The following is a 26,035-nucleotide window of genomic DNA, read 5'->3' as shown; positions in this document are numbered from 1 at the left end:
CTTCAGAACAAAAACAACTAATCAGCACCATGTTTATAACCAGCAAATAGTATTTCCGAAATACAGGTGTCATTAAATTTCTTTCCTTTATATGTTTCTAAAACTTTGATTTCAATTTTGGTTGTATATTTGTATAGATCTCCAGAATCGGTATGACCTGTCATATTATAAAAAGTGTTCAAGTCTATTTCTTGATAGGGAATATCTTTTGGCGTTAACTCATACGTATACTGTTTAATGGATCCATCATAGGCCAAATAATGTTGTGTAATGCCTATTTTTTTGAGACGATTATTATTGTAATACGTATCTTTTGATTTGAGATAACCTGTGGTTAAAACAATGGTGGCTACATCAATACTGTCTTTAAAAGTGAACGTAAGTGTTGGATTTTTGTCTTTTGGTTTTGCACACCAGCAGGTTGAAAAATTGAAATCAACCAGATTATCTTTTGTATATTTTCTTTCCAATCGAGAAGAAGCGATTATCTTTTTTATTTGTTCTTTTTTAACCGATTTCTTTGAGAGATATGCGGAAGCTTTGTGTGTTTTTAGTTCGTATTCTATTTCAAGATTTGGAGCTTCTTTAAAATCAAAATCTGTTGTTTGAAATGTATAAAGTCCATTTTCCTCTTTAAAATCAATACCATTCATTTTTAAAACTTTTCCATGAAGTTGCTTGATAGAAGAGATGTCTAACGAAATATTTAAAGGTGTTCCTTTTCCATTGCCCCAATATTGTGCAGGAGAAAAATCATAGATAAAAGTTCGTTCATTAAATACGGGATAAAAAGATTTAGAATACGCAAAATCTACAAAGCCGACTTTAAATTTATAATGTACTTCAAGCGTTACTTCTTTTTCATTTTTGCCGATATCAAACTTTACAAAATACCAATGCTTTCGGGTTCTACCTTCGTTGGTTTGCAAATCAATTTGTGATTCTTTCTGTAATACTTCGCCGTTTTTTTTGAAGGTAATAAAGTTGATATATTCTTCTTTCCAACCTGGTTCTTCTTCTATATTTGAAAACCCAAAATCTATCGGAAAGGCATAAAAAATATGTTCATCAATATTGTAATGATTTTTTAGTGTATAAATGACTTTTACTTCGGCATAATCTCCCTCAATTTTGATGGCTAAATCTTCATTGATAATACTTATACTTGCTGTATTTATAAACTTTAAATCGCCTACTTTTCTAATAGTTGATTCATCAATAGGACCGCCATTTGCCAAAAGAAAAAGGGGGAAAATATAACATAATATTATGTGATAACTTTTTTTCATAAAGTGTAATTTTCTTTTTTGTGTTCATACCAACGCAGCATCATATCTTCAGGTTCGTAATAGAAGTCTTCGATATAATTGAGTCCAATTTTTAGCAAAATTCTGTGTGAAGCAGCATTTCCCATTTCTGTAATTCCATACACGGCGTCCAATTTTAAATTTTGGAAAGCATAGCGTAAGCAAGCTACAGAAGCTTCTGTGGCATATCCATTTCCCCAAAATTCACGCCGCAATCGATAACCGATATCGTGAAAATTTGTACGATTATTGAAAGTGTAATCAGTGTACAATCGCAAGCCGCACCAGCCTATAAATTCGCCAGTTTCTCTCAATTCCATTGCCCAGCGTCCTATTCCACGTTCTACATATTGCTGTTGGGCACTTTTAATATATTTCAATGCTTCTGCTTTCTCTTTGATGGGTTTATTGCCTAAATATTTATGTACTTCTGGATCGGAATCCATGGCAAACATACCATCAAGGTCTTGTTCAGTAAGGTCTCGGATGATGAGTCGTTCGGTTTCTATATGTATGTTCATGAGTAATGTTATGTTGCTCTAATATAAGAATATTTATCCGATTACAAACGACTACAAATATTTGTAAACGAAAGTAAGTGTGTTGTAACCGAATAAAATTTGCAGGTCGTTTCATATTTGCACTGTTGAATCACAACAACGATTCGGTCACAACATCAAATAATAATTTTAAAACATTATAGTTATGAACACACTTAGAAACAGAGTACAGTTAATCGGAAACTTAGGAAACGATCCAGAAATCATCAATTTAGAAGACGGTAAAAAAATCGCAAAATTCTCTATTGCAACTAATGAAACTTATAAAAATGCGCAAGGAGATAAAATTGAAAATACGTACTGGCACAATTTAATTGCATGGAACAAAACGGCAGAAATTGTTGAAAAATATTTACTCAAAGGAAAAGAAATTGCTATTGAAGGAAAACTTACAAATCGTTCTTATGAAACTGAAGAAGGAGAAACAAAGTACGTAACTGAAGTATTGGTTAATGAAATATTAATGTTAGGGAGATAGATTTGAGGAAATCTATTGCTTATCTGTAAAGAGGCTGGTTTTTGGAAGAATCAGTCTCTTTTATAAATCTATATAAATGATAAAAACTGTCTCAATTTTGTTGCAAGTCCAAAATTGCACATAGCTGATTTTGTTACAGTTCAAAATTAGGAATCGCGTTTCAGGCAATATATGATTTATATCATGTTTGGAGATTTTGTGTAATTTTTGATGGTTTCATTCTTGTTAAAAAATGATTAATCGTTTTGACTCTAGATGTGATTGTTGTAGCTTTAAATACATATATGAATAAATGAAAAAAACACTTCTTATAATCATAATAACGGCGGTTTTAGGTTTTCTGGTACATTGGGGAATTGAAATGATCACGTTTGCAGATGGCATAAAAACAGATGCTCATAAAACGGAACAACTGACGAAGGATTCTAAAATTCAAAGTGGAGATATTATCTTTCAAACATCTACCTCCAATCAAAGTAAAGCGATTCAGTTGGCAACAGATTCAAAATACAGTCACATGGGAATTATTTACGAAAATGAAGGAACCTATTTTGTATATGAAGCAGTACAACCTGTAAAACTAACTCCTTTGCAAGAGTGGATACGTCGTGGAAAAAATGGACATTATGTGATTAAAAGATTGGCAAATGCTGATGAAATTCTAACAAATACAGTGCTTTCTAAAATGAAGCAAATTGGCGAGAAGTTTAAAGGAAAGTCGTATGATATTTACTTTGAATGGTCAGATGATAAAATTTATTGTTCTGAATTGGTTTGGAAAATTTATAAAGAAGCAGTAAATGTAGAAATCGGGCAGCTTGAAAAACTTTCAGATTTTGACCTAAACCATAAAGTCGTACAAGCCAAAATGAAAGAGCGTTATGGATCGCATATTCCAATGAATGAAAAAGTAATTTCTCCTGCGGCAATGTTTGCTTCTGATAAGTTGATACTCGTTGCACAAAACTAATGCATATAAAATTGCTGCTAGTCAGCGTACATTATATTTTTAAAGTGATTGCAGCAAACTTCGTTCTATTTTTCCATACGGGTATACAAAATTTGTTCATTTACATGTAAAAGATTAATTAAGTTCAATGCTACAAATATGGCAGTTCTAATATTGCCTTTTTTGGTGTCGCGAAACTCTACATGTAAAGCAATATTATTAGTGTGATCATCATAAGAGACTCCTTCAGGATTTTTCCAAGTTCCAGCAGCGCTTTCCTCAGTTAATGCTTTTAGGAAAAATAATGCATCCGATTTGCTTTCTGGTAGTATCATGTTTTGAGTTTCCTCCTTTTCGCGTGTTACATTCACATTGATAGCTGTATCATCATACAAGGCTGCATAAAGTAAATCTCTTGCTCCTTGAAGTAGTATTTCTCCTTTTTCGTTTTTTGATTCGATTTAATACTAGCTAAACTCATTTGTAGTGCATTTAGCAAGAAACCTGAGTTTTCTAAATCCGTTCAACTCGTTTTTCGATACTGCTCAATAAAATCAGTAATAGTTTGATTATTATATGTTTCTCATAAATTCGAGCCAATTGCCTCTTCATATATTGAAGCTTATCATATTGTTCATGCAAACTATGTCTTTGACAGGTGAGATAAATAATTTGATCAATAAGCCACTCTTTATCTTTCTTTTGTAATTATGAACGAATTTTTGCTTCTAGTTCTAGAAATAAATCGTCTTGCGCCTTTTAAATAATACTACTTATATTGCCCATGTTTTTAGATATCTATTCAGTTTTTGTGGAATGTCATGATTCTAAAGATATTGAAATCATTGAGTATACTAAAGTAAGAGTCGTGAGAAAATATCCTATAAACAATATGCATTGTTGAATGGTTATTAAAATCTTTATTATCATATTGTTAAGCCTATTTAAAAAATACGTCTAATGCCATAAATAATGTCTACTTTCGTTTATTAATTCACACCAAAAGCCTAAGAATGTCACTAACTTCCACCGAATATTACAACAGAGATGTATCATGGTTACGCTTTAACCATCGTGTATTGCAAGAAGCTGCTGATGCACGAAATCCACTGTATGAACGCATTAAGTTTTTGGCAATCTTTTCATCTAATTTGGATGAATTTTTTAAAGTGCGCGTTTCTGCCATTCGTCAAATCAAAACCTTAGATAAAGGCTTGCGTAAAAAACTCATTACAAAGCCAAATAAATTGTTGAAAAAGATCAAAAAAGAAGTCAATCTGCAACAAGAAGAATTTGGTAAAATCTTTAAAGAACATATTATTCCTGAATTGGAGAAAGAAGGAATTAACTTGATTAATTATACGCAGTTTTCAGAAGCGCAACAACAATTCGCGAAAGTCTATTATCAAGAAAATTTAGCTTCAAAATTGACCTTGTTTACGGATGCTTCTAATGATTCGTCGCTTTTTATTGAGAATGAAAAATTATACTTGGCTTCTATTGTTGATAAGCAATTAGCAGTATTAAAAATTCCTATAGATTCTGGACGATTCGTGGTATTTCCTGCTGAAAATGATGCGTATTACATCACATTTGTAGATGATATCTTAAAGTACCATCTTACAGAAGTATATCCTGAAAATACTTTCCATTCCATTAAGGTTTCCCGTGATGCTGAATTGTATATTGACAATGAATATTCTGGGAATTTATTAGAAAAAATTAAAAACTCGTTAGGCAATAGAAATACAGGGCAAGTAACGAGAATTTTGGTAGATCAAACGGCTTCAGAAGACTTATTAGATGAACTCAAAGACGAATTGAATGTAAATGATACCGATGTCGTTTTAGGTGGAACGTATCATAATTTTAAAGACTTTTTTGGTTTTCCAAATCCGACAGACAAAAACCTTTCTTTACCAAAGGTAAAACCAATCAGAAATGCAGAATTAAGTGTGTACGATAGTATGTTTTCTGCCATTACGGAGAAAGACAGATTGCTCTATTTTCCTTATGAATCATTTGATCACGTTTCTGAATTACTAGAAGAAGCTGCTGCAGATACAACTGTGACAAAAATCAAAATTACTTTATACCGAGTTGCCAAAGAATCACGTTTAACCAATGCGTTAATTGCAGCATTAGAAAAGGGGAAAGACGTGACGGTTTTTATGGAAACCAAAGCACGATTTGATGAGCAAAATAATATCAAATGGGGAAAGATATTGGAAGTCCAAGGTGCCAAAGTGATTTACAGTTATCCTGGCATCAAAGTGCATTCAAAAATACTCTGTATAGAGCGCATTGAAAATGAACTTCCAGTGCGTTATGGATATGTTGGAACAGGAAATTTCAATGAAAAAACTGCTACTTTATACACCGATTTCTGTCTGATGACCAAACGAGAAAATATTACTTCTGAATTGGCACAAGTTTTTCAAGTATTGGAACGTAAAATCATCATTCCGAAAAGCAAAAAACTATTGATTTCTCCGTTTACTACTAGAAGTACTTTTTTAGAATTGATCGATCAAGAAATTAAAAATGCCAACGCAGGAAAAGAAGCCTATATTATATTAAAACTCAACAGTCTTCAAGACAAGCGCATGATTGAAGCTTTGTATGAGGCAAGTAATGCTGGTGTGCAAATTGAATTGATTGTTCGTGGTATTTGTTGCTTGGTTCCGGGCATTACAGGACAGAGTGAAAACATTACGATAAAAAGCGTTTTAGGGCAATTTTTAGAACATGCACGTGTGTATATTTTTGCCAATGATGGCAATGAAAAAATGTATATTGGTTCTGCCGATTGGATGACACGAAATTTAGATCACCGCATTGAAGTCATTGCGCCAATTTTGGATGCGGATATGCATCAACAATTACGTAGTTATGTGCAATGGCAATTGGATGATACCGTAAAAGCTAGAATCATTGATGTCAAACAGAAAAATAAATACGTTCCACAAGATGAAAATGCGATTCATTCACAGCAAAAAGCGTATGAAGAGATTGTGAAGATGAATTCGTAGTGTCATACCGACACCTTGCGTTGAATTCAACCAATCAAATAAAAAACAAAATATAAGCTCAAGTTATTTTTTGTAAAACAAAATGTATAAAGAACAACTTTAATAACAAAAGTAATAATTCGTTAATATTCCTTTATTTTAAATTAGAAACACGTAATGACCTCAACTTCCTTTGAACAATTTTTAGCCGATTTAGGGACACAATCTTTATATGTGTTAGCTCAAAACATTCCAAAATCTGACTATGTTTCATTAGATTTATCTGTGACGAATGAACAACTAAAAAACGTTGATGTTTCTTCTTCAAATAGATTAGGTGAATTTGTTAATAGTCATATAGCGATGAATAAAGGAAAAGTGGCTTTTGGTGGTTATTTAGAAAAACGCGGCATTTACAATAGAAGCGATTATTTTAACGATCAAAACCCCGAAACAGAACGCAATATTCACTTGGGTCTGGATTTATGGATTGCCACTGAAACACCAATTTATACACCTTTAGATGGGGAAGTACATAGTTTTCAAAACAATACCAATTTTGGCGATTATGGACCAACCATTATATTGAAACACCAAATTGAAAATGTTGAATTCTACACATTATACGGACATTTAAGCGTGGCTTCTATTGAAAATTTACACGTGGGACAAACATTTAAAAGAGGTGATCAAATAGCAACTTTAGGAGCTGCCAATGTCAACGGGGATTATCCGCCGCATTTACATTTTCAAGTCATCAAAGACATGCAACATCATACAGGTGATTATCCAGGTGTTTCTTCTCTGCAAGATTTGATGTTTTATAAAGAAAATTGCCCTGATCCAAATTTGTTATTGCAGTTATAAAACATTAATAAGAAACTACCATAAAGCTGGAGCCTAACTCAAAATTATCAAGAAAGTTTTGTTTAAAATTGTCAATAACCTCTTGGGCATCCTCCAAGGTTTCATCATCTCGTTTTTCTATACATGAAAAAGCAAAATTAAAATCCTCTTCAAGTGCGTAACAATATGTGTCACTACTGCAAAATCGTTTCCAAAAAGCAGTATTCATACGTTTTCGTTGATAGCCTACCTCTCTAAAAAAGATACCTTCTTTTTGGATGTTTTTATAGTATGAAACTATTTTCCAACGCGATAAATATCCCGAATCAATATGTCGGTTTAGCCCATCTAGATTTTCTTTAGCTTCATGGATAGCTAGTTCTTCTTCTAGTTGCTTTGAATCTGTGAAAATTTTATAGTCATTGTTTTGATAATGATTTTCTACGTCTGCCAGATCCTTTGCGTCTTTAACAATAATTGCGGTTTGTAAAATTTCTGGACAGTTTACTATTTGTATATAGTTTTTAAAATGCTCAAAAGGCACATTATAATTGGCAAATGTTTCACGAGTTTCAATGAGACTTTCTCCCGCAGAGTCTCCTACATAGGGTAAATCTTCTGGAAAATCCTTTTGAAATGCGGCTTTGAAATGTGTAATATCTAATCCCATATTAACAGTCTATCCTTTTTGTTTCTAAAGTTAACAAAGCCTCATAAGGATTTCCAGAAAGCTCCAATAATTTAGCAAATGCAGGTTCGCTTTTATATCCTTCTTTTTTGAGTTGAATAATGGCTTTTTTAAGGTTAGTACCTTTTTCATTTAATAATTGATATTCAATCAGCATATGTCTGTATGCATATTGTTTGTGCGTGGGAATGTTTTGCCCAAAGACTTCAAATTCAAAATGCTTTGTTTTAAAATTACATACGGTAGACGGAATTTTATTGACATTGCTTTTTTCTATTTTAAAATGATCCTTCTCTGAAAATAATGCCATCAATCTTGACTTGAAAGCTTCCAAGTTTTTGCATTCACAGATAATATCTAAGTCACTTTCAGGAATATCAATTTCAATAGGAATCGTTCCTACTAATACAGGATGAAAGTCTTGCAAATCTTCTAAAATATGAAGTTTTTTGATTTCTTGATATGCAAGTTGCTGACGTGTATTCCCTGATGTAGATAGTTAATTTTAGTGAAGTCTATCATTTGATAATTATTTACTCAACGGTATTTCCATCCGCATCTAATTCCAAAAATGGATTGTGTGCAATCTCCCATAAATTATCGTCCAAATCAGCAATATAACCGCTATAACCGCCCCAAAAAACTTGTTCTGGTTGTTTTACGATTTTGACACCTTTACTGCTTAAATCTGCAAAAATTTCATCCACTTCTTCTTTTGTACGTGTGTTGTAAGCTAAGGTAAACCCTTTAAATCCAGCACCTGTTGGATCAACCATAGCATCTTCTGCTAATTTATCTTTTGGATATAACGAAAGTAATACGCCATTTAACTGAAAAAATGAAATATTCTCGTTGCTGGCATTGGTTAATTTCCAGCCAAATTTTTCTTGATAAAAAGCAGTGGACGCTTTTAAATCTTCAACACCTAATCCTATAATGGTAACTCGTGGTTGCATGTTTTTTTATGTTTTTGATTGAATTTTGTGAAAAGATACTTATTTTCTAAACAGCTCTATGGTATAATCCAAAAGCTTTTCATTTCCATATTTTCCATGCCCGGGAATTACAATAGCCAACTCAGGGATTTCTTTTTTAATCATTTCTACAGTCGTAGACCATTCGTTGATGTTTGCATCTTCAAGATTGCCTTTGCCTGCTTTTAATGATTTAATCAAACAACCGCCAAACAATGCTTTTTCACTCGGAATATAACCTACAATATTATCGCTCGTATGTCCTTCTCCAAAAAACTTTAAAAGCACATTTTCTTCTCCAATAGTAAGTTTTGTAGACTCATTGAAGGAATGTGTCGGAATTACTTTTTTAGCATCTTGTCGTACCAAATTGATAGTTGCATTGCTAGCATAAGACTGTACATTATTGTTGTGGAATTCTTGTAATCCACCTAAGCAATCTACATGAAAATGTGTCACAACAACAGCTTTTACGGTCTTCTTTTGTTCGTTTTCAATCCAATTGATCAATTCTTTGGAAACTGCATCGTTGGTTGGTGTATCAAATACAATAGCTTCGTCATTATTAAAATAAATCATTCCATTGCAAGGTACATTTCCAAAATCGTTGGTTTGTAAATAGGAAATATGTATGAATACATTCGGACTGATTTGTTCAATTTTCAAGGTCTCAGAAGCATAGCCAATATCTGATTTGTTAGCGGGTTTACAACTGAAAAATAAAACTAGGATAAGAACTATATGGTAAGGCTTCATGCGGTATAATTTATCTAAAAAGTGTTGTTACATATACAATAGCAAACATTCAACCGACATATAATATTGTGTAACCAAATGCATAACTTATGGATTTTATTAGATTATTTACGATGGTTGCTGCTTTTGAAAACACCAAACGCAAGGCTCTAAAAAATACCCAATACAACATGGCGAGGATAAGTGCTACCGAAAACCAAACTACGGTTTCTAAAACAATAAATAGTATAATGAGCACAATTGAAATAACAATCCATAATACAATCGATAAGATGATTCCAGCAATACCTTCGCGAACCTCTATTATTGATATTTCTGATGGTGTAAGGTGTTTGCTAAAATTTTTCCGAAATTCAAAGCCTTTTAGTTTGGGGAAATTATCTTCAATAGCAATGCCTTTATAGAGTCCGTAGCTTAAAAACACAAACAAAACAGAGGCAATAATTCCTAAAGAAATATAAAAGTTGTTGGTGATAGTTTTATGCGAATTAATTCCAGTAAAATATACTGTCAGTGCAGTAACAACAATCACTAGCATAGACACGATAAATACTGACTTTCCTTTAAGATATATTTTGCTTGGTTTCATTAACAGGAAAATAATATTGTTAGAGATCTGTAAAGAATTTGCTTGCATCTTGCCTTCCTACAATCGCCATAATCTCTACCATGTCATTATTTATTCTATAAAAAATACTATCAGAACCGCATACACAGCATATATATCCTTTTTTAATAAAATCAACCGATTCAAATGCATAAGGTCTTTCGGCTATGATTTTGAAGTATTCAAAAAAAGAATCAAAATATTTGTCCGCTTGGATGACTCCAAATTTCAGGATTCCATACTGATGAATTCGTATTAAGCCTTGTTTAGCTACATTACTTAATTTGTATTTACTCATTTAGCAATGATTTGGACTGTGCTAGTATTTGTTCTTTTGTATCAGAGGTAAATCCGCTTTGTTCGGCTTTTTCTAATTTGGTTCTAATCCAATCTATTTCAGCTTGTTGTTTTCTAGCTTGTCTAATTAAGTCATTTACTAATTCACTTTTACTCGTGTATTCTTTGTTTTTGATTTGTGCTTTTAACCATTCATCATTAGGTTCTGTGAAAGATATACTTTGTCGTGACATGACATATTGTGCACTTTGATGTAAATTTACACCAAAAACGCATCAATAGCAAGTTTTACAACGAAGGACAAGGCGCAAATGAAAAACTACCGCCCATCATGCCAATTAGGTTTTCCAATCCGGATGCAACCTGACCAAAGATGCCAAAAACCGTATACACAATCTCTTTGGCAATAGAGCAGGCAAGTTCCTGCAAAGCGAGATCTAATTTTCCATTAATGTCTTTTAAGTTAGCATCCATGATAATGACAGATTCTGTGGCAAAAGCAATAAGTTTAACGAGTGTTTTGGAATATACCGTTGCAATACCAACCATGACACCAGAACCACTAGCGAGTGCTGCCATTCCTAACTGCGCATAAAGTATTTCATATTGCTTCATCACTTCCTTTAAGGCAAGTAGTTGTTCTTTTATGGTCTGCGTTCCGCCACCTGTTTGATCGGGTAACACACCATACAATTCACCCGTTTTAGGATGCATGGACCAGTATGATTTGGATTTTGACTCAATATCCACAAACTTAAATTCGTGTCCTCTGTTGATATATCTTCTATAGTAACCTAAATTTTCTCCAAAGTTCCGATCACGTAGCGCTTCTTTATAAGCTTCTGAAGTATTTACAACCAAAGGTTTTCCTTGTAAATTTTGAAGCGTACTGTTTTCAAAAATCTTGCCTTCAAGCAGTGCAAATTGTGCCGTCTTTTTTGCCGTTTCTGAAAAAGAGTTTTGGTTGTTTTTAGTGATGGTTACATAGTTGGAACTTCGCACATAATCAAAAGAAGAAATACTCGTTGCGCTGTATAGTCCTGGTTTGGTTTTTAAAATTCCAATTCGATATCCTGCTGGATAGGTAATGGTATCTTTTGTAAATGCATTCTCTAAAGGTTGCATTAAAGACAATAGTATTTGCGGATAGGTATGAACTCCTTTCGCCAAAGCTTCCAACGCCTTTTTGGTATCACCTGCTTTTTGTGCCTCAAACCACTCTTGGTTACTCATCATTGCTTTTAAATACTCTGCTAATCTGATGGAAGTTGATGCGCCTTCTCTTTCAAAACTAATCACACTATTCCCAAGCATACATTCATGTACTTCTTTTGCCATTGCTGCGGTAGGTGTATCCGAAGTATTTGGATCCCAACCTGCTAACACTCTGCTATATTTTCGATCGTAACTAATTTGTATGTCCAAATACAATCCTATAATTCTATTGCCAAGTCCTTCGTCTAACAAGGGGGAAAATGTAAAGTCACTTTGCCCAGTTTTTTTGGTGGCTACAACACTAACTTTTACCGTATGTGGTTTATCAATGTCAAACGAACTATAATTGAATTTATACACAGGTAACGGCAAGGTTTTCAAGTAAGCAACAATTTCGGAAACGGTTGCTGTTTGGTCTTTGCCATCTACAACTTCAGCGCCTGTGTTTTTTGCAATATCCTCTACGGCTGTATACTCGGGGTTATAAGAATTATACATTTTGATGTACAATGTTTTTGGCCCTTGTGTAAAAATTTGTGTGGTTGCGTGATTAAATTTGTCAGCGTTATCACCATCGGTAGCATATAATATCAAGTCATAATCTTGGTGCGCTGCTTTTAGATGGCTTGTATAAATATTAGAACCTGTTTCTTTATGATTCACAATCGCATTTGGATATACTTCTTTTATGGCTGATTCCAAATTTGTTTGAAACTTCTCGGCTCCTGCACCTCGGTATTCACTTGGCATACTCAAAGAAGTGTCGAACATAAACAGAATTTTAGGCGCCATTTTATTTTGCGTAAGGTATCCTTGTACGTCTTTGCCATTGTCTTGGATGGAAAAATCGTTCGCTAACAATCCTTCTACAATATTTCCGTCTTTGTCTTTGGGCGTGAGTTCTACACTAACTGTTGGATAGGTTTTTGGATTTGCTTTTACGTCTATCGTAACAATTTCTTTGGCTTTACTCGCTCGTTTTGCTTTGTCTTCTTGGATGATTGCAAATGTTGGATTGATGAGTTTTTCTGCCGTAAGATTGATCGGTTCGCCTAAGAATGAATGCTCTTCCAAATAGGCTTCGTCTTTATCCAAGTCTTGTAATGACATTACAGGCGTAAAACTTGAAATATCAGAAACGGTTTTTAATACCGAATCTTCAAAAGACATATTGTTTAAAAAACCTACTTTTAATTGATTTCCAACAAGCTGAGAAGCTTTCCAAGTTCCTGTAAGTAATGGCTTTTTTTCAGAAGTATGAAAAGCGGTTCTATAACTCAGTGTAACCTTGAAACCTTCATCTGGATTTTCAAACCGTGCAATGCGTCCAAACTTTTTAGAAGGGTTTTTAGGATGTGCTTCTCCAAAAGGAATCGAAGCATCAAACACATGAATTAGCTCTTCTGTTCCGTCTTTTGTATAAACGACAGCAGGAATTTGATCTGCATTAAATTTATATTTTAAAGTGTCTTCTGTTTGTTTCTGTTCTTCGCTTAGTTGATCTAATAAGCTTTGTGCCAATTGCTCGGCTTCTGTGGAAATATCCGCCATATATTCCACATTTTTAGAAGCGCCAAGCCCTAATCTTTGTTGCCAGTCTTTGTATTGACTTTTAGGAATATTGGGTTGAAAATCAACCTTTTTTTGTTTGAATAAAATATCTTTTACTTCACTTTCTGTCAACGGAATATGTTCAGAAACTACACGAGCTTCAAAACCCGCTTCAATCAACATATCTTTTAAAATTTCTGCTTTTTCACGTGGAGAAGCAATACCTGTTCGAAGTGCTACTTCAGTCCCATACAAGACTTGATTGGAAAATTTATACCCAAAATAATTTTTATGATGCGGGACGATACATAAGCTTTTCAACACAAACTCCGTAATTTGTTTGGGATCTTTGGTAGCAACTATATGCTTGCGCAAAGCAGGCAAATTATCCGAGCTATACCCAAGTGCTTCAATAATTTCTTGCCATACATTAAAAGGCGCTGCACCTTTTCCAGGCGTTAAGTTTAGTGGTTTTTCCTCGTCACTGCAAGAATGAAGTGTAGGAAGCAAATAAAGTCCTAAACTCCCAAGCATAAGTTGTTTAAAAAAGAGTCTGCGTGAATAGTCGTTTTCCAAGATAATACATTTTATGGGTTATGTATTAGTGTTGGATTTGGTTGGGATGTTAACAGGTGGTTTGGGAAAGTAATGCTTTTATTCTTTTACTTCTTGAAAAAGATTACCCACTAATTTAATCAATAATAAATTTAAGTCAGTTTTCTCATAAGAGAATGCAATTCCGTTAGAAGTATTTTTTTCAATATTTTACTCAACAATGTTTGTTAAAGTTTTGTGCAACGGTCTTGTATATGAAACGTAGCGTATAAAAAGACACTAACTTTTCGAATTAACAAAGAGTCAAATTTGACGGTTTTGCAAATAAGCAAGAACCTTTCATTTAACACTTATTTACTATGTTTTTACACACAGTGTTACTCTCTGACCATTCCCCAATCAATTTTGTCTTTGTCTTTATCATAACTAACACTTTCTACTATTTCTTGCTCAACAAATGTTTTGGTCTTTTTCTTTTTGAAAACGGATTTTCGGGCAGCAATAAATTCTAATTTTTCATCTACAACTTCTGGCAGAGAACTATATTCACTCCTCTGTATTCTGATTTTACACTCGCATACATAATCCCATCTATTTCTGGTATTTGCTCTTTTATATATATTGTTAAAGCACAAAAAATTTTATAATTAGATTTATGCTTTTTGATATCAAGGGTAAATTCATTCTCTAAAAATTCATTGAAAATTTTTAAATCTTCAAATTCTGGACTTTTTTCAAAGCGATTAAAATCTTCTTTCATCATATCAAAGTCTTCATTGTTTCCAATAATCTGGCCACTTGGAAGTATCATAGCTAATGTCAAATTCTCTTTAACCTCCCAAGCTCCAATAGTTAAAACTTCTTCTTCACTATTTGTATTTCCACGAAACACTGATACTATTTATGTAATTCCAATGTTTCGATTTTCGTTATCATTACAATTGAAAAGCCCTTTACCAGATTCATTTCACCTTCGATACCTAATTAATTTAAAAGGTTTTACTTCAGTACAGGCTATAGAAATTCGTTGATTTTTTAGAATATTTTTTATGTGAGGATAACTCGAAATTGAATTATCTGCTTTCAATTCTGATAATTTTTCTATTATTTCTTTCGAAGTACTAATTTTTTTAGGTAGTGGGTAATATATGTTTAACAATAATTCCTCTTATTTTTCATAAACGTAAACCAAACATTATAAATACTCAATACGGTTTCCCGTAAAGCAACATAAACCACCTACAAAACAGAACTATATAAAAACAAGAAAGAGCGATAAACCTACTTTTTTATCGCTCTTTACAAAAGTCATTGCCCTTCATGACTTAAAAAAAGTTATCATCTGATAAACTTAAAACTCTTATCTCCTTTATTCGTTTTTAGTTTGAGGATATATACGCCTGTACTAAATGTGAGTATGTTAACTTGTGTGGTGGCAGCTGATCCTTTTTTGTCCAATACTTGTTGTCCTACCATATTGTAAATTGATAGCTGCGTTATTTCGTTTTCTTGTAGGTTTTGTAACGTCAATACCTGTGCGTTGGTATCGTGTACCAAGCGAATATCATCGGTAGCTACTTCATTATTGATGCTTAACGTACCACCTTCTTGAAATACGATGCTAAATCGTTCTTTTTCAATAATAGCATCCAAACTAATTTCAGCGTCTCCCGCAGAAAGATTGTAATAAGTATCCGTTACACTGTCTTTTAAATAGATAGTAACATCATCTGGAACATTTTCAGAGTCTTCTATACCAAATGTATAAGTGCCCGTCGCTGCTGTTTTGATTCCTAACTTTAATGCTGCGGTATCATCAAATTGCGGCAATGCTAAAATAGATAGTTTGTTTTCGCCTAAAATCCAGTACAATTCATTTCTTTGATCGTCGTATGTTTTAGCATCAAAACCTTTGTCATATCCGTCTGTAGCATGCTCGTCATAGCCAAATCCAATCACTCTTTTGTGTTCCGCTGGCTCTGTAAATGCCAACCAAACTTTCATGCGATTATCCGAAGTTGTTGTTGCGTTTTTAGTTGGAATGGTTTCGCTTCTGTAAAAAATACTAGAATCGTCAGACTCCTTAGCAAAGATTCGTTGGTTGTTGTTGAATACTAAGGAACCAGGATTCTCAATAGTAACAAAGAATCCTTGCCCTACAGCAATATTTGCCGTTGGTTTATCTTTGGAAGCAACTCCAATTACACAACTCAAACCTGAGTCATCTGCAATGGCAGGTAAAGACATCATGAGGTTATAGGTAGCATATCCACCTTCGTAATAAGCAGTATTATGACTGTCATTTGTAGCGAAGTGTTCCCAGAAATACAAGGTTCCATCAATAACAGATAAGTTATCTGTAATAAATTGTTTAGCATTTAAGGCAGATGGATACGGATTCCCGATTAAGAAATCGTTATTTGCAGTTACGGTATAACTATAGTTTCCATCGTTTGGAATTCCTCTAAATACATATTCTTGTTCTGTAGCAGCAGTCCCTGAACCTTTCATGGTATAGCCTCTACCTGGTGTTAGATTGTCAGTTGGCGATAAGAAATTCCAACCTGTATATTCCCCTGAAACTGCATTAAAATCATACAACCAACGGTTACTCAAAGTAATTGGAGATGTATTTGGATTAGCATCAAAGGCATTGGTAAAGTTGACCACGCCATTGGTATCTTCCAAATACCCAATTTGCCATGAACCATTTCTATTTACTGGCGCACTCCAATAATTATAATTATTCAAATTCGCCGTTCCTTGTTGACGCATTCGTAATGTTCCTGTTCCAGAGTTGGAAGTTGCATTTGTATGATTTTGAATCAACTGTGCTTCTCCCACCAAGTCAATGGTTCCATCAATTTTCACTTGGTTTTCTATTTCTAATAAAATTCCATCTGCTACAATGATTGCTCCCCCATTTTCTACTTCAACTTCACGAACATGTGCATCAAACGTAAGCGTTCCAGAAGCGCCTGATTTTACAGTAAGTTTTAAACATTCATTCGTGTTGTCTGGTGCATTTCCGGCGCCAGCGCCATTAAAAAAAGAAGTTCCATCCCATACAATTTGATCTAAATAACGAAGTGTAAAATAATCACCATCTGCAAAAGATACACCTGTTGCTGTAGCGGTAGTTCCTGAGATAGTTAGAGTATACACCGTTGGCGAGCCAAAGTTAACATCATTATCAACTACGAATTGCAATGGTTGACAGCTTTGTTTTCCTGACAAATTGATTCCTGAAATATCAAAAGCAACAGTTACCGTTCCTAAATCATTTACCTTACTTACACGCCATTTAGAGTTTAATTCTTCATAATAGCTTGTTGTATTTACGGTAAAATCATACGTTGGATCTTTGGTTTCTTCTCCCCAAAAAAGGAAATCTCCATTAGAAAGGGCAGAAGGTGAGTTGATGCGTACAATTCCAGTTCCTCTAGAATCTGTATGGTTGGTTCCGTCAGAAGCCTGACCAATTCCTGCTACATCATGATCAAAGTTTCCGTTTCCAGTATTGTCTTGAAAGTATAAATCGTTTGCAGCCAATGACTGACCGTATTTTGCTGATAAATAATTGTCAATAATTAAACGCTGTGCTGTATTTACCTTGTTTTTAAAGATAATTACTTCCGTCATGTTTCCTCTAAAATTATCACCTAAGCCAAATCGGTGTGAAGCATGTGTTGAATAGGTTGTGGTATTTGCTCTATTTTGTAATAAAGTTCCATTTCTATACAATTGCTTTCCAGTAGATGGATTGGCATCATAGGACCATAATGAATAACTTGTTAAGTTTGATTGTCCGCCTACTTGAATTCTGGCAGATGCACTACAACATTGTCCAATATCATAATAAACGATACCGTTTGACCAAGGTATGTGACAAGAAAAGCGTTGTGCTTGGTGTGGCAATGTTGAATATGGCCAAGAAGATGTAATGGAATTTGCTTTAGCATATATATACGATGATGCCTGATTGGTTACAAAATTACTGGTCGTTAAATTTTGTCCTGTTTGTAAAATTCCTGCAGCATTAAACTGTATTTCATCATAACCGTTCAGCGATCTTGAAATTAATTGTGGATTTGTACCTCCATTTTGTGTCATGTCGTGTTCACTGTATCCTGCTGAGTTTGTCCAAGCGATCACATTGCTTCCACTGGTGGTAATGGCATTGTCTGTTCGGTACCACATTACAAGATCTGAAGTTCCATTATTAGTTCCTACTCCTCCAGGTCCTGTTTGGGCAAAACAGTTGAGACCTATAAAAGAAAGTAGTATCAAAGTTATTTGTTTAGGGCATTTCATAACTGTATGATTTTCCACAAAGAAAAATTAAATCTTAACCATTCCTTGTTTCAAAAAACTGATTTACAAAATACTATCGATGTAATGCAGTTATATTGCGATGAAATGTCAAAAAATATGTTTTATGATGGGAATCAGCTATTTTTTAGTATTTGTATGAAAATCACTGTTTTGAGGAATTTTCAATAAAGTGTTCATTTTTTAGTGTTTTTTTGAAGAATTCACAATAAAAATGTTCCCGAAGCCTTCTCGCAGCACTGTGGCAAGCTTTCGGGAACTTACAAAAACGTCTCGCAACGCTGCAACATGGTTTCGGGAGCTTACAAAAGCGTCTCGCAGACGTGCAACAAGCTTTTGGGAAGTTTCGAAACGTTCCTGCACACGTGCGACAAGCTTTCCAACGTGTTTGAAACGTTCCTGCAAAGCTGCAACAAGCTTTCCAATGAAATTTTATCTAGTTTTTGATTGATACATTAAATAGACAACACGTCCAAAGTATAATAGAAACCGAACTCCAGAAAGAACTGATATACTCGTAGCTGATATTTGATCTGAGGAAACAATACTCAGATAGGGAAATAGTAACAATACTAGTCCAAAGATCATAAGCCACGCTTCCATAGTGATTGTATTCTAAATAAGCTTATAAGAATGGATATCTTTCCTAAAAATGAGCTTAGTATTGCCCAAGGAATTAAATTTTCAAAACTATTAAATTGCAATTCTCCTCGGAATAGAAAACATGGAAAAAGTACATCTGTAATGCCCAAAATTGCCATTCCATGCCCTGCCCTGCAGTAATAACGATAATGCCGTGAAAAATTAAGATGAAAATTTTAGCGTTTCTGAGTTGTTTTTTCATGTCTATTCTTAGACGTCCAGTAAAAAAATAGCGATTTTATTTTTTAGAAAGCTCTTTGCAATATTTAATTGTATTCTCTTGTGCGCTTATATTTCCTAAATCGACAGCTTTTTGAAAATAGGTGCAAGCTTTACTTACATCCCCTTTTTTTATGTAGATTTCCCCTAAATAGAAAAATGCACTAGTGTAGTAACTACTTCCTCTAGCGATGTTATTAAAATCAGCAATTGCCAATTCATAATCTTCACTATTAAAATAGCTAAGACCGCGAAGAAAATATAGCTTACAAGCTTCAATTTCATAGCCTGTTTTATCAGGATCTTCTTCATGAAAAACAACTTTAATTAGCGATTCTTCTCTAGTAGTAATAGCACACTCTTCTACATAGTTTGACTTTAATGCTTTTGTTAGATAAGAAGCCGCCTCTTTATACTCTTTGGCGTGTCCATAGTTTATCGCAAGATTGTACAAAGTCATAGTGTTGTTAGGTTCAAGCGCTAGCGCTTTTTTATATTCAACCATACTTTTCTTAATATTTCCCAATGCGGCATTGCAAAATCCTCTTAATACATACGCATCCATATAGTCAGGATTTCTAGCAATGGCTTTATCTAGTGAGGCAATGGCGCGATCATATTCTCCTGCACCTTGAAAAATAAGGGCCTCATTATAATAGTCTTCTTCATCCTTAAAACCACATGAAGAAACTGTAAGAAAAACTAAAAAATAAAAGAATACTTGCTTTAGCGTCATAGTTGAGAAAGATACCTAAATACATACGAATATACAGAAACCAAGTGAAAAATGCTTCCAGCTAAAAGAAACACATAATGTATTTTATCGTGTTGGCTAAAATTTTGTAGCAGCTTCAATAGCTAGTAGCGCAACAAACTAAGAAGTTATTTTCTTTTGAAGTACCGTTAAAATTTCCTCTTTTTTAAAAGGTTTAGAGATCATATCATCAAAGCCTAGTTCTTTTAAATTCTGCATCATATCTTCACTTGGGATATTTGCAGTAAAAGCGATAACTGTTACATCTGGATAGTCTTTTTTGATGAAGGTAATGGCTTTAAAACCATTCATTACAGGCATCTCTAAGTCGAGCAAAACGATTTCAATTTCTTGGTGTTTGTTTTTTAATATTTCAATGGCTTTTGCACCATTGATTGCTTGAAAGGTATTGGCACCATGATTTTTTAATAACTTGTTTACATACATCATGCTCACTACATTATCTTCTACAATAAGAATAGATGTATTCGACAAAAACTGTGTTGCATTAGCACTTATCTTTTCTTGATTTTTAGAAACATTGTTGACGATTTTTTCAAATGTAACAGAAAAAGAAAAAGATGATCCTTTGTTGAGTTCACTTTTTACTTGAATATTAGCCCCCATCTTTTCAACGATAGTTTTGGAAATAGCTAACCCCAACCCAGTGCCGCCAGGAAAGGAACTGCTATCATTTTTTATCTGCTGAAAACTTTCAAAAATAGTCATCTGTAGCTCTTCAGGGATTCCAATACCGGTATCTGTTATCGTAAATTTTACATTTATTACATCATTATTTTCTTCTAGGACTTCTGCCGTAAAAGAGATACTTCCATATTCAGTAAATTTGAATGCATTAGATAGTAAATTATGCAGTACTTGTGTAAGCCTAGTTTCATCTAAATTAACGGTGATATAACTTAGTTTTTTGTCAATTACAGTTTTAAGCGTTAGGTTTTTTTTCTCAGCAATATTTAAGAATGGAATTGTAATTTTTGCTAATACTTTATTGAGGTCTCTTGGAATATTATTAAGTTCAAACTTCCCTGACTCAATTTTATGAATATCTAAAATATCATTCACCAATACTAACATTTTATTATTGCAATAGTCTAAAATTTCAGCATATTCCTTTTCTTTTTTCTCAAGTTTATCTTGTTCTAAGATGAGTTGGGTAATCCCATTTATACTATTGATTTGTGTGCGTAGTTCATGTCCGATATTTGCCAATACACGTGTCCTATTATCCTTTTCTTTTTCAGCACGCTGTTTCTCTTTAAAAAGTTGCCGAATAAATAGTTTACCAGACCGCAAACCAATAATTGAAAAAATGATGATTACAATAAAACAAACCGTTGAATTAATCAATAATTTGGTATGCGTTTCTCCCTTCGTTAAATGTGGATACATTTCTGTGTACATAGGAGAAATAATACTGATCAATAGAATTAAGACAATAGTAATTGCATAGAGAATTTTGGAGTGTTTTAAAAAATAGTGCTTTCTTCTAATCATTAAAGGGATTGCATAAAGCATCGTAAGAACAAACCAATAGTTTCCAGACATTAAGCCTTCAGCATAACTAGCTAGTACTACCGCAGGTCCTAGAGTTAGATATACAATATAAACGGCTGTTAAGTATTTTTTCTTTCTTATGTAAAAGTACATGCTTAATAGGTATCCGAAAATACCAAAAGAAGCAGCATAAAAAGAATAATATAATCCTTTGTGATAATTAAAAATAGCAAAGAAAATAGTGAATAATAGGAGTGATAGGTAAACACCTGCGGTAAATAAAATAAACTTCTTCTTTGCGTTATCTGGATAATCTTTTTTTTGAGACATTAACATAGGGGCTTTTAATCTTGTTCGTTGTATTAACTTATCCTTATTAAAGATTTTGCAAATAAAATATGGCTTCCTGACAAATATTAAAATGGCAAATAATATACCCATAAGTTACTAAAATATGATGGTAAAATGATTTTTTACCATAGAAAATTATTGAGATTTAACTTTATTTATGCTGTAGGTAACACATACGAATACACGGAAACAAAATGAAAAATACTTCCTGCTAAAACAAATACATGAAAGATTGCGTGGTTAAAAGGTAATTTCTGAATGCTATATAGTACAGCGCCAATGGTATAGGCGACGCCACCTGCTAATAACCAAAATAAACCTTCACTCGAAAAATTAGCAATCAACGGTTTGATGACAAAAATGATCAACCAACCCATAAATACGTACATTAAGGTAGAGAGTTTGTCAAATTTTCCCGTAAAAAATAGTTTTAATGTAATTCCTATTAAGGCAAATCCCCAAACAAGCCCAAAAATTGTCCAACCTACAGCACCTTCTAAGATAACTAAAGCAAAAGGTGTATAGGTGCCTGCAATTAATACATAAATGGCAGCATGATCAAAGATACGTAAACGCATGCGTGCTAAGGGTTTCTTAGCTTTGTGATATAGGGTAGAAGCAAGGTATAAGATGATAATACTGGCGCCGTAAATGCTAAAACTTACAATATGTAAAGCAGTTCCGTTTACAGAAGCGTGAACAACCAAACAGACCAAAGCAACAATTCCTAAAAGTACACCAATACCATGCGAAATGATATTGAGTTTTTCTTCAAAAGGTGAATAATAATACGCGCCGTCCTTTTCTGCTTTCATCTGTCAATCAATTTGATGCAAAGATACGTTACTTCGGCATATAGTGTGTTAAACATTTCTTAGTCTTTTGAAACCATACAGCTAAATAGTTTATACTTGATAAGAATTATTCTTTTGCACAAAACAATTTTTTTGATTTCTTTAAAGGAATCAATTAATTAAAAACGAATCGTATGGAAGAAAAAAACAGTGTTTTAAGCACAATTTTCACGAAAGAACTGAGCAAAAAAGAATTACTAGGAATTACAGGAGACTACGATCCATGGGCGGATGAAACTCCTGGGTCTTGATGTTAAGTAATCTTTAAAATCAAAAAAGCTACCTCATAAAAAGGTAGCTTTTTTAGTATACTAATGATATAAGTTTAGTACAAAATTCTAAACTTAATGGTATGCTCTATCTTTTTTAAAGCTGAGGTTACTTTTTTGTTGTATTCCTTATCTACATCTACAATTACATATCCCACTTTATTATCTGTTGATAAATACTGACCTGTAATATTCAATTCGTATTTGGCTAAGACTTTATTGACTTTTGCCATAATACCAGGTACATTTTTGTGAATGTGCAAGAAACGATGTGCATTGGTTTGTCGTGGCAAACGAATATTTGGGAAATTAACAGCATCTACTGTATTTCCAGAGTTGATATATGCCATAATTTTGTTTGGAACGAAATCAGCAATATCACGTTGTGCTTCTTCTGTACTTCCACCAATATGAGGTGTTAGTATTACATTGTGCAATCCTTTTAAAGCCGTTTCAAAAGCACCATTGGCTCTTGGCTCTTTTGGATATACATCTACCGCAGCTCCTGCAATTTTACCACTTTCCAAAGCGGCTTTTAACGCTTCGATATCTACGACAAAACCTCTGGCTAAGTTGATCAATAAAGCCCCATCTTTCATTTGTGCTAATTGCGCAGCCCCAAAGAAGTTTCTGTTGGCAGCATTGTCATCTACGTGTAACGAAACCACATCTGAAATGGCGAGTAATTCTTCTAAAGATTTACACTTTTGCGCGTTTCCAAGTGCCAAACGATCTTCAATGTCGTAATAATACACTTTCATTCCCATGGCTTCAGCTAGGACAGATAATTGCTTTCCAATGTTTCCATACCCAACAATTCCTAGGTTTTTTCCACGAACTTCGCGTGACCCTTTTGCTGTTTTGTTCCACTGTCCGTTGTGCAATTCTGTACTTCTTGGAAATACGCTTCGCATGAGCATAATGATTTCTCCAATAGCCAATTCTACCACAGAACGGGTATTGCTATACGGCGCATTGAATACTACAATTCCGTTTTCTTTACAGGTTTCTAAGTCAATTTGCTTAGTTCCGATACAGAAGGCACCAACAACTAATAGTTTTTTGGCTGCCGCAATGACTTTTGGAGTGACTTGTGTTTTGGAACGAATTCCTAACACATGAATGTCTTTTATTTTTTCGATTAAATCTTCTTCAGAAAGACTGTGCGATAAAATTTCTACACTAAAACCATCATCAGCCAAACGATCAAACGCGTCAGAGTGAATGTTTTCGAGTAGTAATATTTTGATTCTATTTTTTGGGTACGAAATGTTTCTAGGTAATTTATTTACAAATAAAAACTCGTCTAAATTTGGTGTTACATGATCGGCTTTGTTGACGGCTTTTTCACGTGCTACATTTTCTGTAAAGGCAAAAAACTTATCCGCAACTCCAGCTTCTCTAGTCACATAATCACTATATCCATCACCAATTACTTGAATTTCTCCTTCCAAATTCATGTCTTTTAAACATTGAATTTTTCCGTTGTGTTGTGATAATACATTTTCAGCATCGAATCCTGTAATATACCCTTCTTCATTAAATGTAAACGTATTGGCATACACACGATCGGCAGGAATATTATAATCTTTTACAATAGGATCGATGAATTCTTTAAATCCGCAAGAAACCACATAAATATCCTGCGAAAAATTTTCAAAAAACTCTTTGTTGCTTTCGATAGAAGAAGAAAGCTGTAATCGTAATTTTGCAATTAATTCTTCTAAGTTAGACTTGTGTGCATTCAATAATTGGATGCGTCTTTCTAAGGATTCAGTAAACGAAATTTCACCATCAATTCCCAAATTGGTAATTTCTTGAATTTCATCAATAATTGCTTCTTTTTTAGGATTGTTAGCCAAGGTAATTTCAGCCAAAACATCCAACGCCTCTACACTGGTAAGCGTACTATCAAAATCGAAAATGTAGTTTTTTTGAACCGTTTCCATGTCGTCATAAAATAAGGGTTAAAAGTATTAAAATCATTCTATAAATACCATGTCTTATAGGACAATCGATTAACAATTCTAATACTTTTGTTGATAACTGTACATCTTACTTTCAGATTGAAAGTTTTAGGTGTGATATGAAGTTTTTTATTATTCCTATCAGGTAGAAATATTTCAAATAGAAAACACTCCCTTTCTAGCATGGCGAAAGGGAATGTAAGCACTCTAAAACACTAAATAATGGTAGATTGTCCAACTCGGATATTTCCAGAGTTGATGTGCAAGGTATCTACATTTTCAATAAATTCTTCAATAAAAGTTCCTACGTTTTGGGTAGAGTATCCTCCATTTGCATTGAGATCAGGCGTGCAAATTTCAAGATCAATAGCACGTTCTACTGCTTTACGAACCGTTTCTGCTTCTTCTGCTAATCCAAAATGATCTAGCAGCATAGCTGCTGATAGGATAGAAGCAATCGGATTGGCAATGCCTTTTCCTGTAGCTTGTGGATACGAACCGTGAATTGGTTCAAACAGCGCATATTTTTCTCCAACCGAAGCAGAAGCCAATAATCCAATAGATCCACCAATGACACTGGCTTCGTCTGAAATGATATCACCAAACATGTTTTCGGTCAAAATCACATCAAACTGACTTGGATTGAGTACCATTTGCATGGCAGCGTTGTCTACAAATAAAAAGTCGAGTATAACGTCTGGATATTGTAAAGCCATCGCAGTCACTACTTTTCTCCACAAACGAGAAGTTTCGAGTACATTGGCTTTGTCTACTAAAGTTAGTTTTTGGCTTCTTGTTTGAGCCGCTTTGAATGCAAAATGTGCAATGCGTTCAATTTCTTCTTTGCTGTACGAACATAAGTCTGAAGCAGCTGTTCCGTCTTCATTTAAAGTTTTTTCTCCAAAATAAATTCCACCTGTCAATTCACGATAAATGGCAATGTCTGTATTTTGAATGATATGTTTTTTTAATGGCGATTTGTCTAATAAAGTATCATACGCTTTTACAGGGCGAATGTTGGCAAATAAACCTAAGGCTTTACGCAATGCCAATAAACCTTGCTCTGGACGTACCTTAGCATCTGGATTGTTATCGTATTTTGGATCACCAATAGCTCCAAATAAAACAGCATCAGCATCTAAACACAAATCCAATGTTTTTTGAGGTAAAGGATTTCCAGTTGCATCAATAGCAGTAGCACCAACTAATGCATTTTCAAAAGTGAAATTATGTTGATATTTATCTGCAATCGCAGTTAATATATTTATGGATTGTGCCGTAACTTCTGGACCAATTCCATCGCCTGAAAGGACTGCAATGTGTAAGTTCATAACTAAT

At 33.9% G+C, this 26,035-nt stretch carries 22 protein-coding genes; 4 read left to right on the top strand and 18 right to left on the bottom strand.

Going from position 1 to position 26,035, the window contains the following annotated elements; genetic code table 11:
- Positions 1–17: 17 nt before the first annotated feature.
- Positions 18–1,289, bottom strand: coding sequence for a hypothetical protein (locus MK119_RS01020; RefSeq protein ID WP_290669726.1), 1,272 nt, complete (start codon positions 1,287–1,289; stop codon positions 18–20).
- On the bottom strand, positions 1,286–1,828 hold the full coding sequence (locus MK119_RS01015) for a GNAT family N-acetyltransferase (protein WP_290669720.1): 543 nt from the start codon (positions 1,826–1,828) through the stop codon (positions 1,286–1,288). Before MK119_RS01015 ends, MK119_RS01020 begins: the two co-directional genes overlap by 4 nt.
- A 184-nt stretch (positions 1,829–2,012) precedes the next feature.
- On the opposite strand from MK119_RS01015, the gene ssb reads away from it, so the two are divergent.
- Positions 2,013–2,345, top strand: coding sequence for a single-stranded DNA-binding protein (gene ssb, locus MK119_RS01010; protein WP_290669715.1), 333 nt, complete (start codon positions 2,013–2,015; stop codon positions 2,343–2,345).
- A gap of 292 nt (positions 2,346–2,637) precedes the next feature.
- Complete coding sequence (locus MK119_RS01005; RefSeq protein WP_290669712.1) at positions 2,638–3,315, top strand: YiiX family permuted papain-like enzyme; 678 nt, start codon at positions 2,638–2,640, stop codon at positions 3,313–3,315.
- A 65-nt stretch (positions 3,316–3,380) separates the two neighbouring features.
- Here MK119_RS01005 and MK119_RS01000 read toward each other — a convergent pair whose 3' ends face one another.
- Entirely contained in the window at positions 3,381–3,629 is a 249-nt protein-coding gene (locus MK119_RS01000; protein ID WP_290669707.1) for a hypothetical protein, read from the bottom strand.
- Positions 3,630–4,307: 678 nt separating this feature from the next.
- Here MK119_RS01000 and ppk1 point away from each other — a divergent pair.
- Together ppk1 and MK119_RS00990 are read left to right on the top strand one after the other, a co-directional pair.
- Positions 4,308–6,326 (top strand): polyphosphate kinase 1, encoded by a 2,019-nt coding sequence (gene ppk1 / locus MK119_RS00995; RefSeq protein ID WP_290669704.1) that lies wholly within the window; start codon positions 4,308–4,310, stop codon positions 6,324–6,326.
- A 156-nt stretch (positions 6,327–6,482) separates the two neighbouring features.
- Positions 6,483–7,172, top strand: a complete 690-nt coding sequence (locus MK119_RS00990) for a peptidoglycan DD-metalloendopeptidase family protein (RefSeq protein WP_290669701.1) — start codon at positions 6,483–6,485, stop codon at positions 7,170–7,172.
- 4 nt (positions 7,173–7,176) lie between these two features.
- Here the strand turns inward: MK119_RS00990 and MK119_RS00985 are convergent, their stop codons facing one another.
- The 15 genes from MK119_RS00985 to leuB form a co-directional block, all read right to left on the bottom strand.
- Positions 7,177–7,821 (bottom strand): hypothetical protein, encoded by a 645-nt coding sequence (locus MK119_RS00985; RefSeq protein ID WP_290669698.1) that lies wholly within the window; start codon positions 7,819–7,821, stop codon positions 7,177–7,179.
- Position 7,822: 1 nt separating this feature from the next.
- The gene (locus tag MK119_RS00980; protein WP_290669695.1) at positions 7,823–8,266 is read right to left on the bottom strand and encodes a DUF4269 domain-containing protein; all 444 of its coding nucleotides are present in this window, start codon (positions 8,264–8,266) and stop codon (positions 7,823–7,825) included.
- A gap of 106 nt (positions 8,267–8,372) precedes the next feature.
- Positions 8,373–8,795 (bottom strand): VOC family protein, encoded by a 423-nt coding sequence (locus tag MK119_RS00975; RefSeq protein ID WP_290669692.1) that lies wholly within the window; start codon positions 8,793–8,795, stop codon positions 8,373–8,375.
- A gap of 39 nt (positions 8,796–8,834) precedes the next feature.
- A complete protein-coding gene (gene bla, locus MK119_RS00970) occupies positions 8,835–9,569 on the bottom strand; it encodes a subclass B1 metallo-beta-lactamase (protein ID WP_290669689.1) in 735 nt (244 codons plus the stop codon).
- A 49-nt stretch (positions 9,570–9,618) separates the two neighbouring features.
- A complete protein-coding gene (locus MK119_RS00965) occupies positions 9,619–10,158 on the bottom strand; it encodes a hypothetical protein (protein WP_290669686.1) in 540 nt (179 codons plus the stop codon).
- Between the two features lie 19 nt (positions 10,159–10,177).
- Positions 10,178–10,474: a type II toxin-antitoxin system RelE/ParE family toxin gene (locus MK119_RS00960; protein ID WP_290669683.1), complete on the bottom strand. Its 297-nt coding sequence runs from the start codon at positions 10,472–10,474 to the stop codon at positions 10,178–10,180.
- The gene (locus tag MK119_RS00955; protein ID WP_290669680.1) at positions 10,467–10,706 is read right to left on the bottom strand and encodes a type II toxin-antitoxin system ParD family antitoxin; all 240 of its coding nucleotides are present in this window, start codon (positions 10,704–10,706) and stop codon (positions 10,467–10,469) included. The genes MK119_RS00960 and MK119_RS00955 overlap by 8 nt, the downstream gene beginning before the upstream one ends.
- 55 nt (positions 10,707–10,761) lie before the next feature.
- Positions 10,762–13,815: a hypothetical protein gene (locus tag MK119_RS00950; protein ID WP_290669675.1), complete on the bottom strand. Its 3,054-nt coding sequence runs from the start codon at positions 13,813–13,815 to the stop codon at positions 10,762–10,764.
- Positions 13,816–14,314: 499 nt separating this feature from the next.
- Positions 14,315–14,686 carry a hypothetical protein gene (locus MK119_RS00945; RefSeq protein ID WP_290669672.1) on the bottom strand — a complete coding sequence of 124 codons (372 nt, stop codon included), beginning with the start codon at positions 14,684–14,686 and terminating at the stop codon, positions 14,315–14,317.
- 446 nt (positions 14,687–15,132) lie between these two features.
- A complete protein-coding gene (locus MK119_RS00940; RefSeq protein ID WP_290669670.1) occupies positions 15,133–18,084 on the bottom strand; it encodes a T9SS type A sorting domain-containing protein in 2,952 nt (983 codons plus the stop codon).
- A gap of 922 nt (positions 18,085–19,006) precedes the next feature.
- The gene (locus MK119_RS00935) at positions 19,007–19,723 is read right to left on the bottom strand and encodes a tetratricopeptide repeat protein (RefSeq protein WP_290669667.1); all 717 of its coding nucleotides are present in this window, start codon (positions 19,721–19,723) and stop codon (positions 19,007–19,009) included.
- A 138-nt stretch (positions 19,724–19,861) separates the two neighbouring features.
- The gene (locus tag MK119_RS00930; RefSeq protein WP_290669664.1) at positions 19,862–21,586 is read right to left on the bottom strand and encodes an ATP-binding protein; all 1,725 of its coding nucleotides are present in this window, start codon (positions 21,584–21,586) and stop codon (positions 19,862–19,864) included.
- Between the two features lie 176 nt (positions 21,587–21,762).
- Entirely contained in the window at positions 21,763–22,422 is a 660-nt protein-coding gene (locus MK119_RS00925) for a hemolysin III family protein (protein ID WP_290669661.1), read from the bottom strand.
- 364 nt (positions 22,423–22,786) lie between these two features.
- Positions 22,787–24,679, bottom strand: a complete 1,893-nt coding sequence (gene serA, locus MK119_RS00920; protein ID WP_290669658.1) for a phosphoglycerate dehydrogenase — start codon at positions 24,677–24,679, stop codon at positions 22,787–22,789.
- Between the two features lie 233 nt (positions 24,680–24,912).
- Positions 24,913–26,028, bottom strand: coding sequence for a 3-isopropylmalate dehydrogenase (leuB, locus tag MK119_RS00915; RefSeq protein ID WP_290669655.1), 1,116 nt, complete (start codon positions 26,026–26,028; stop codon positions 24,913–24,915).
- Between the last annotated feature and the right edge of the window lie 7 nt (positions 26,029–26,035).

Origin of the sequence: Kordia sp., from assembly GCF_022447245.1 — a bacterium.
Lineage (GTDB): Bacteria > Bacteroidota > Bacteroidia > Flavobacteriales > Flavobacteriaceae > Kordia.
Note: the sequence above shows the minus strand (reverse complement) of the source record. Positions and strands in the feature narration are given on the sequence as shown.

What these genes read in the sequence shown, in the direction of transcription:
- MK119_RS01020 (WP_290669726.1), bottom strand. Translation starts at nt 1,289, where the DNA reads ATGAAAAAAAGTTATCACATAATATTATGTTATATTTTCCCCCTTTTT.
- MK119_RS01015 (WP_290669720.1), bottom strand. Translation starts at nt 1,828, where the DNA reads ATGAACATACATATAGAAACCGAACGACTCATCATCCGAGACCTTACT.
- ssb (WP_290669715.1), top strand. Translation starts at nt 2,013, where the DNA reads ATGAACACACTTAGAAACAGAGTACAGTTAATCGGAAACTTAGGAAAC.
- MK119_RS01005 (WP_290669712.1), top strand. Translation starts at nt 2,638, where the DNA reads ATGAAAAAAACACTTCTTATAATCATAATAACGGCGGTTTTAGGTTTT.
- MK119_RS01000 (WP_290669707.1), bottom strand. Translation starts at nt 3,629, where the DNA reads ATGATACTACCAGAAAGCAAATCGGATGCATTATTTTTCCTAAAAGCA.
- ppk1 (WP_290669704.1), top strand. Translation starts at nt 4,308, where the DNA reads ATGTCACTAACTTCCACCGAATATTACAACAGAGATGTATCATGGTTA.
- MK119_RS00990 (WP_290669701.1), top strand. Translation starts at nt 6,483, where the DNA reads ATGACCTCAACTTCCTTTGAACAATTTTTAGCCGATTTAGGGACACAA.
- MK119_RS00985 (WP_290669698.1), bottom strand. Translation starts at nt 7,821, where the DNA reads ATGGGATTAGATATTACACATTTCAAAGCCGCATTTCAAAAGGATTTT.
- MK119_RS00975 (WP_290669692.1), bottom strand. Translation starts at nt 8,795, where the DNA reads ATGCAACCACGAGTTACCATTATAGGATTAGGTGTTGAAGATTTAAAA.
- bla (WP_290669689.1), bottom strand. Translation starts at nt 9,569, where the DNA reads ATGAAGCCTTACCATATAGTTCTTATCCTAGTTTTATTTTTCAGTTGT.
- MK119_RS00965 (WP_290669686.1), bottom strand. Translation starts at nt 10,158, where the DNA reads ATGAAACCAAGCAAAATATATCTTAAAGGAAAGTCAGTATTTATCGTG.
- MK119_RS00960 (WP_290669683.1), bottom strand. Translation starts at nt 10,474, where the DNA reads ATGAGTAAATACAAATTAAGTAATGTAGCTAAACAAGGCTTAATACGA.
- MK119_RS00955 (WP_290669680.1), bottom strand. Translation starts at nt 10,706, where the DNA reads ATGTCACGACAAAGTATATCTTTCACAGAACCTAATGATGAATGGTTA.
- MK119_RS00935 (WP_290669667.1), bottom strand. Translation starts at nt 19,723, where the DNA reads ATGACGCTAAAGCAAGTATTCTTTTATTTTTTAGTTTTTCTTACAGTT.
- MK119_RS00930 (WP_290669664.1), bottom strand. Translation starts at nt 21,586, where the DNA reads ATGTCTCAAAAAAAAGATTATCCAGATAACGCAAAGAAGAAGTTTATT.
- MK119_RS00925 (WP_290669661.1), bottom strand. Translation starts at nt 22,422, where the DNA reads ATGAAAGCAGAAAAGGACGGCGCGTATTATTATTCACCTTTTGAAGAA.
- serA (WP_290669658.1), bottom strand. Translation starts at nt 24,679, where the DNA reads ATGGAAACGGTTCAAAAAAACTACATTTTCGATTTTGATAGTACGCTT.
- leuB (WP_290669655.1), bottom strand. Translation starts at nt 26,028, where the DNA reads ATGAACTTACACATTGCAGTCCTTTCAGGCGATGGAATTGGTCCAGAA.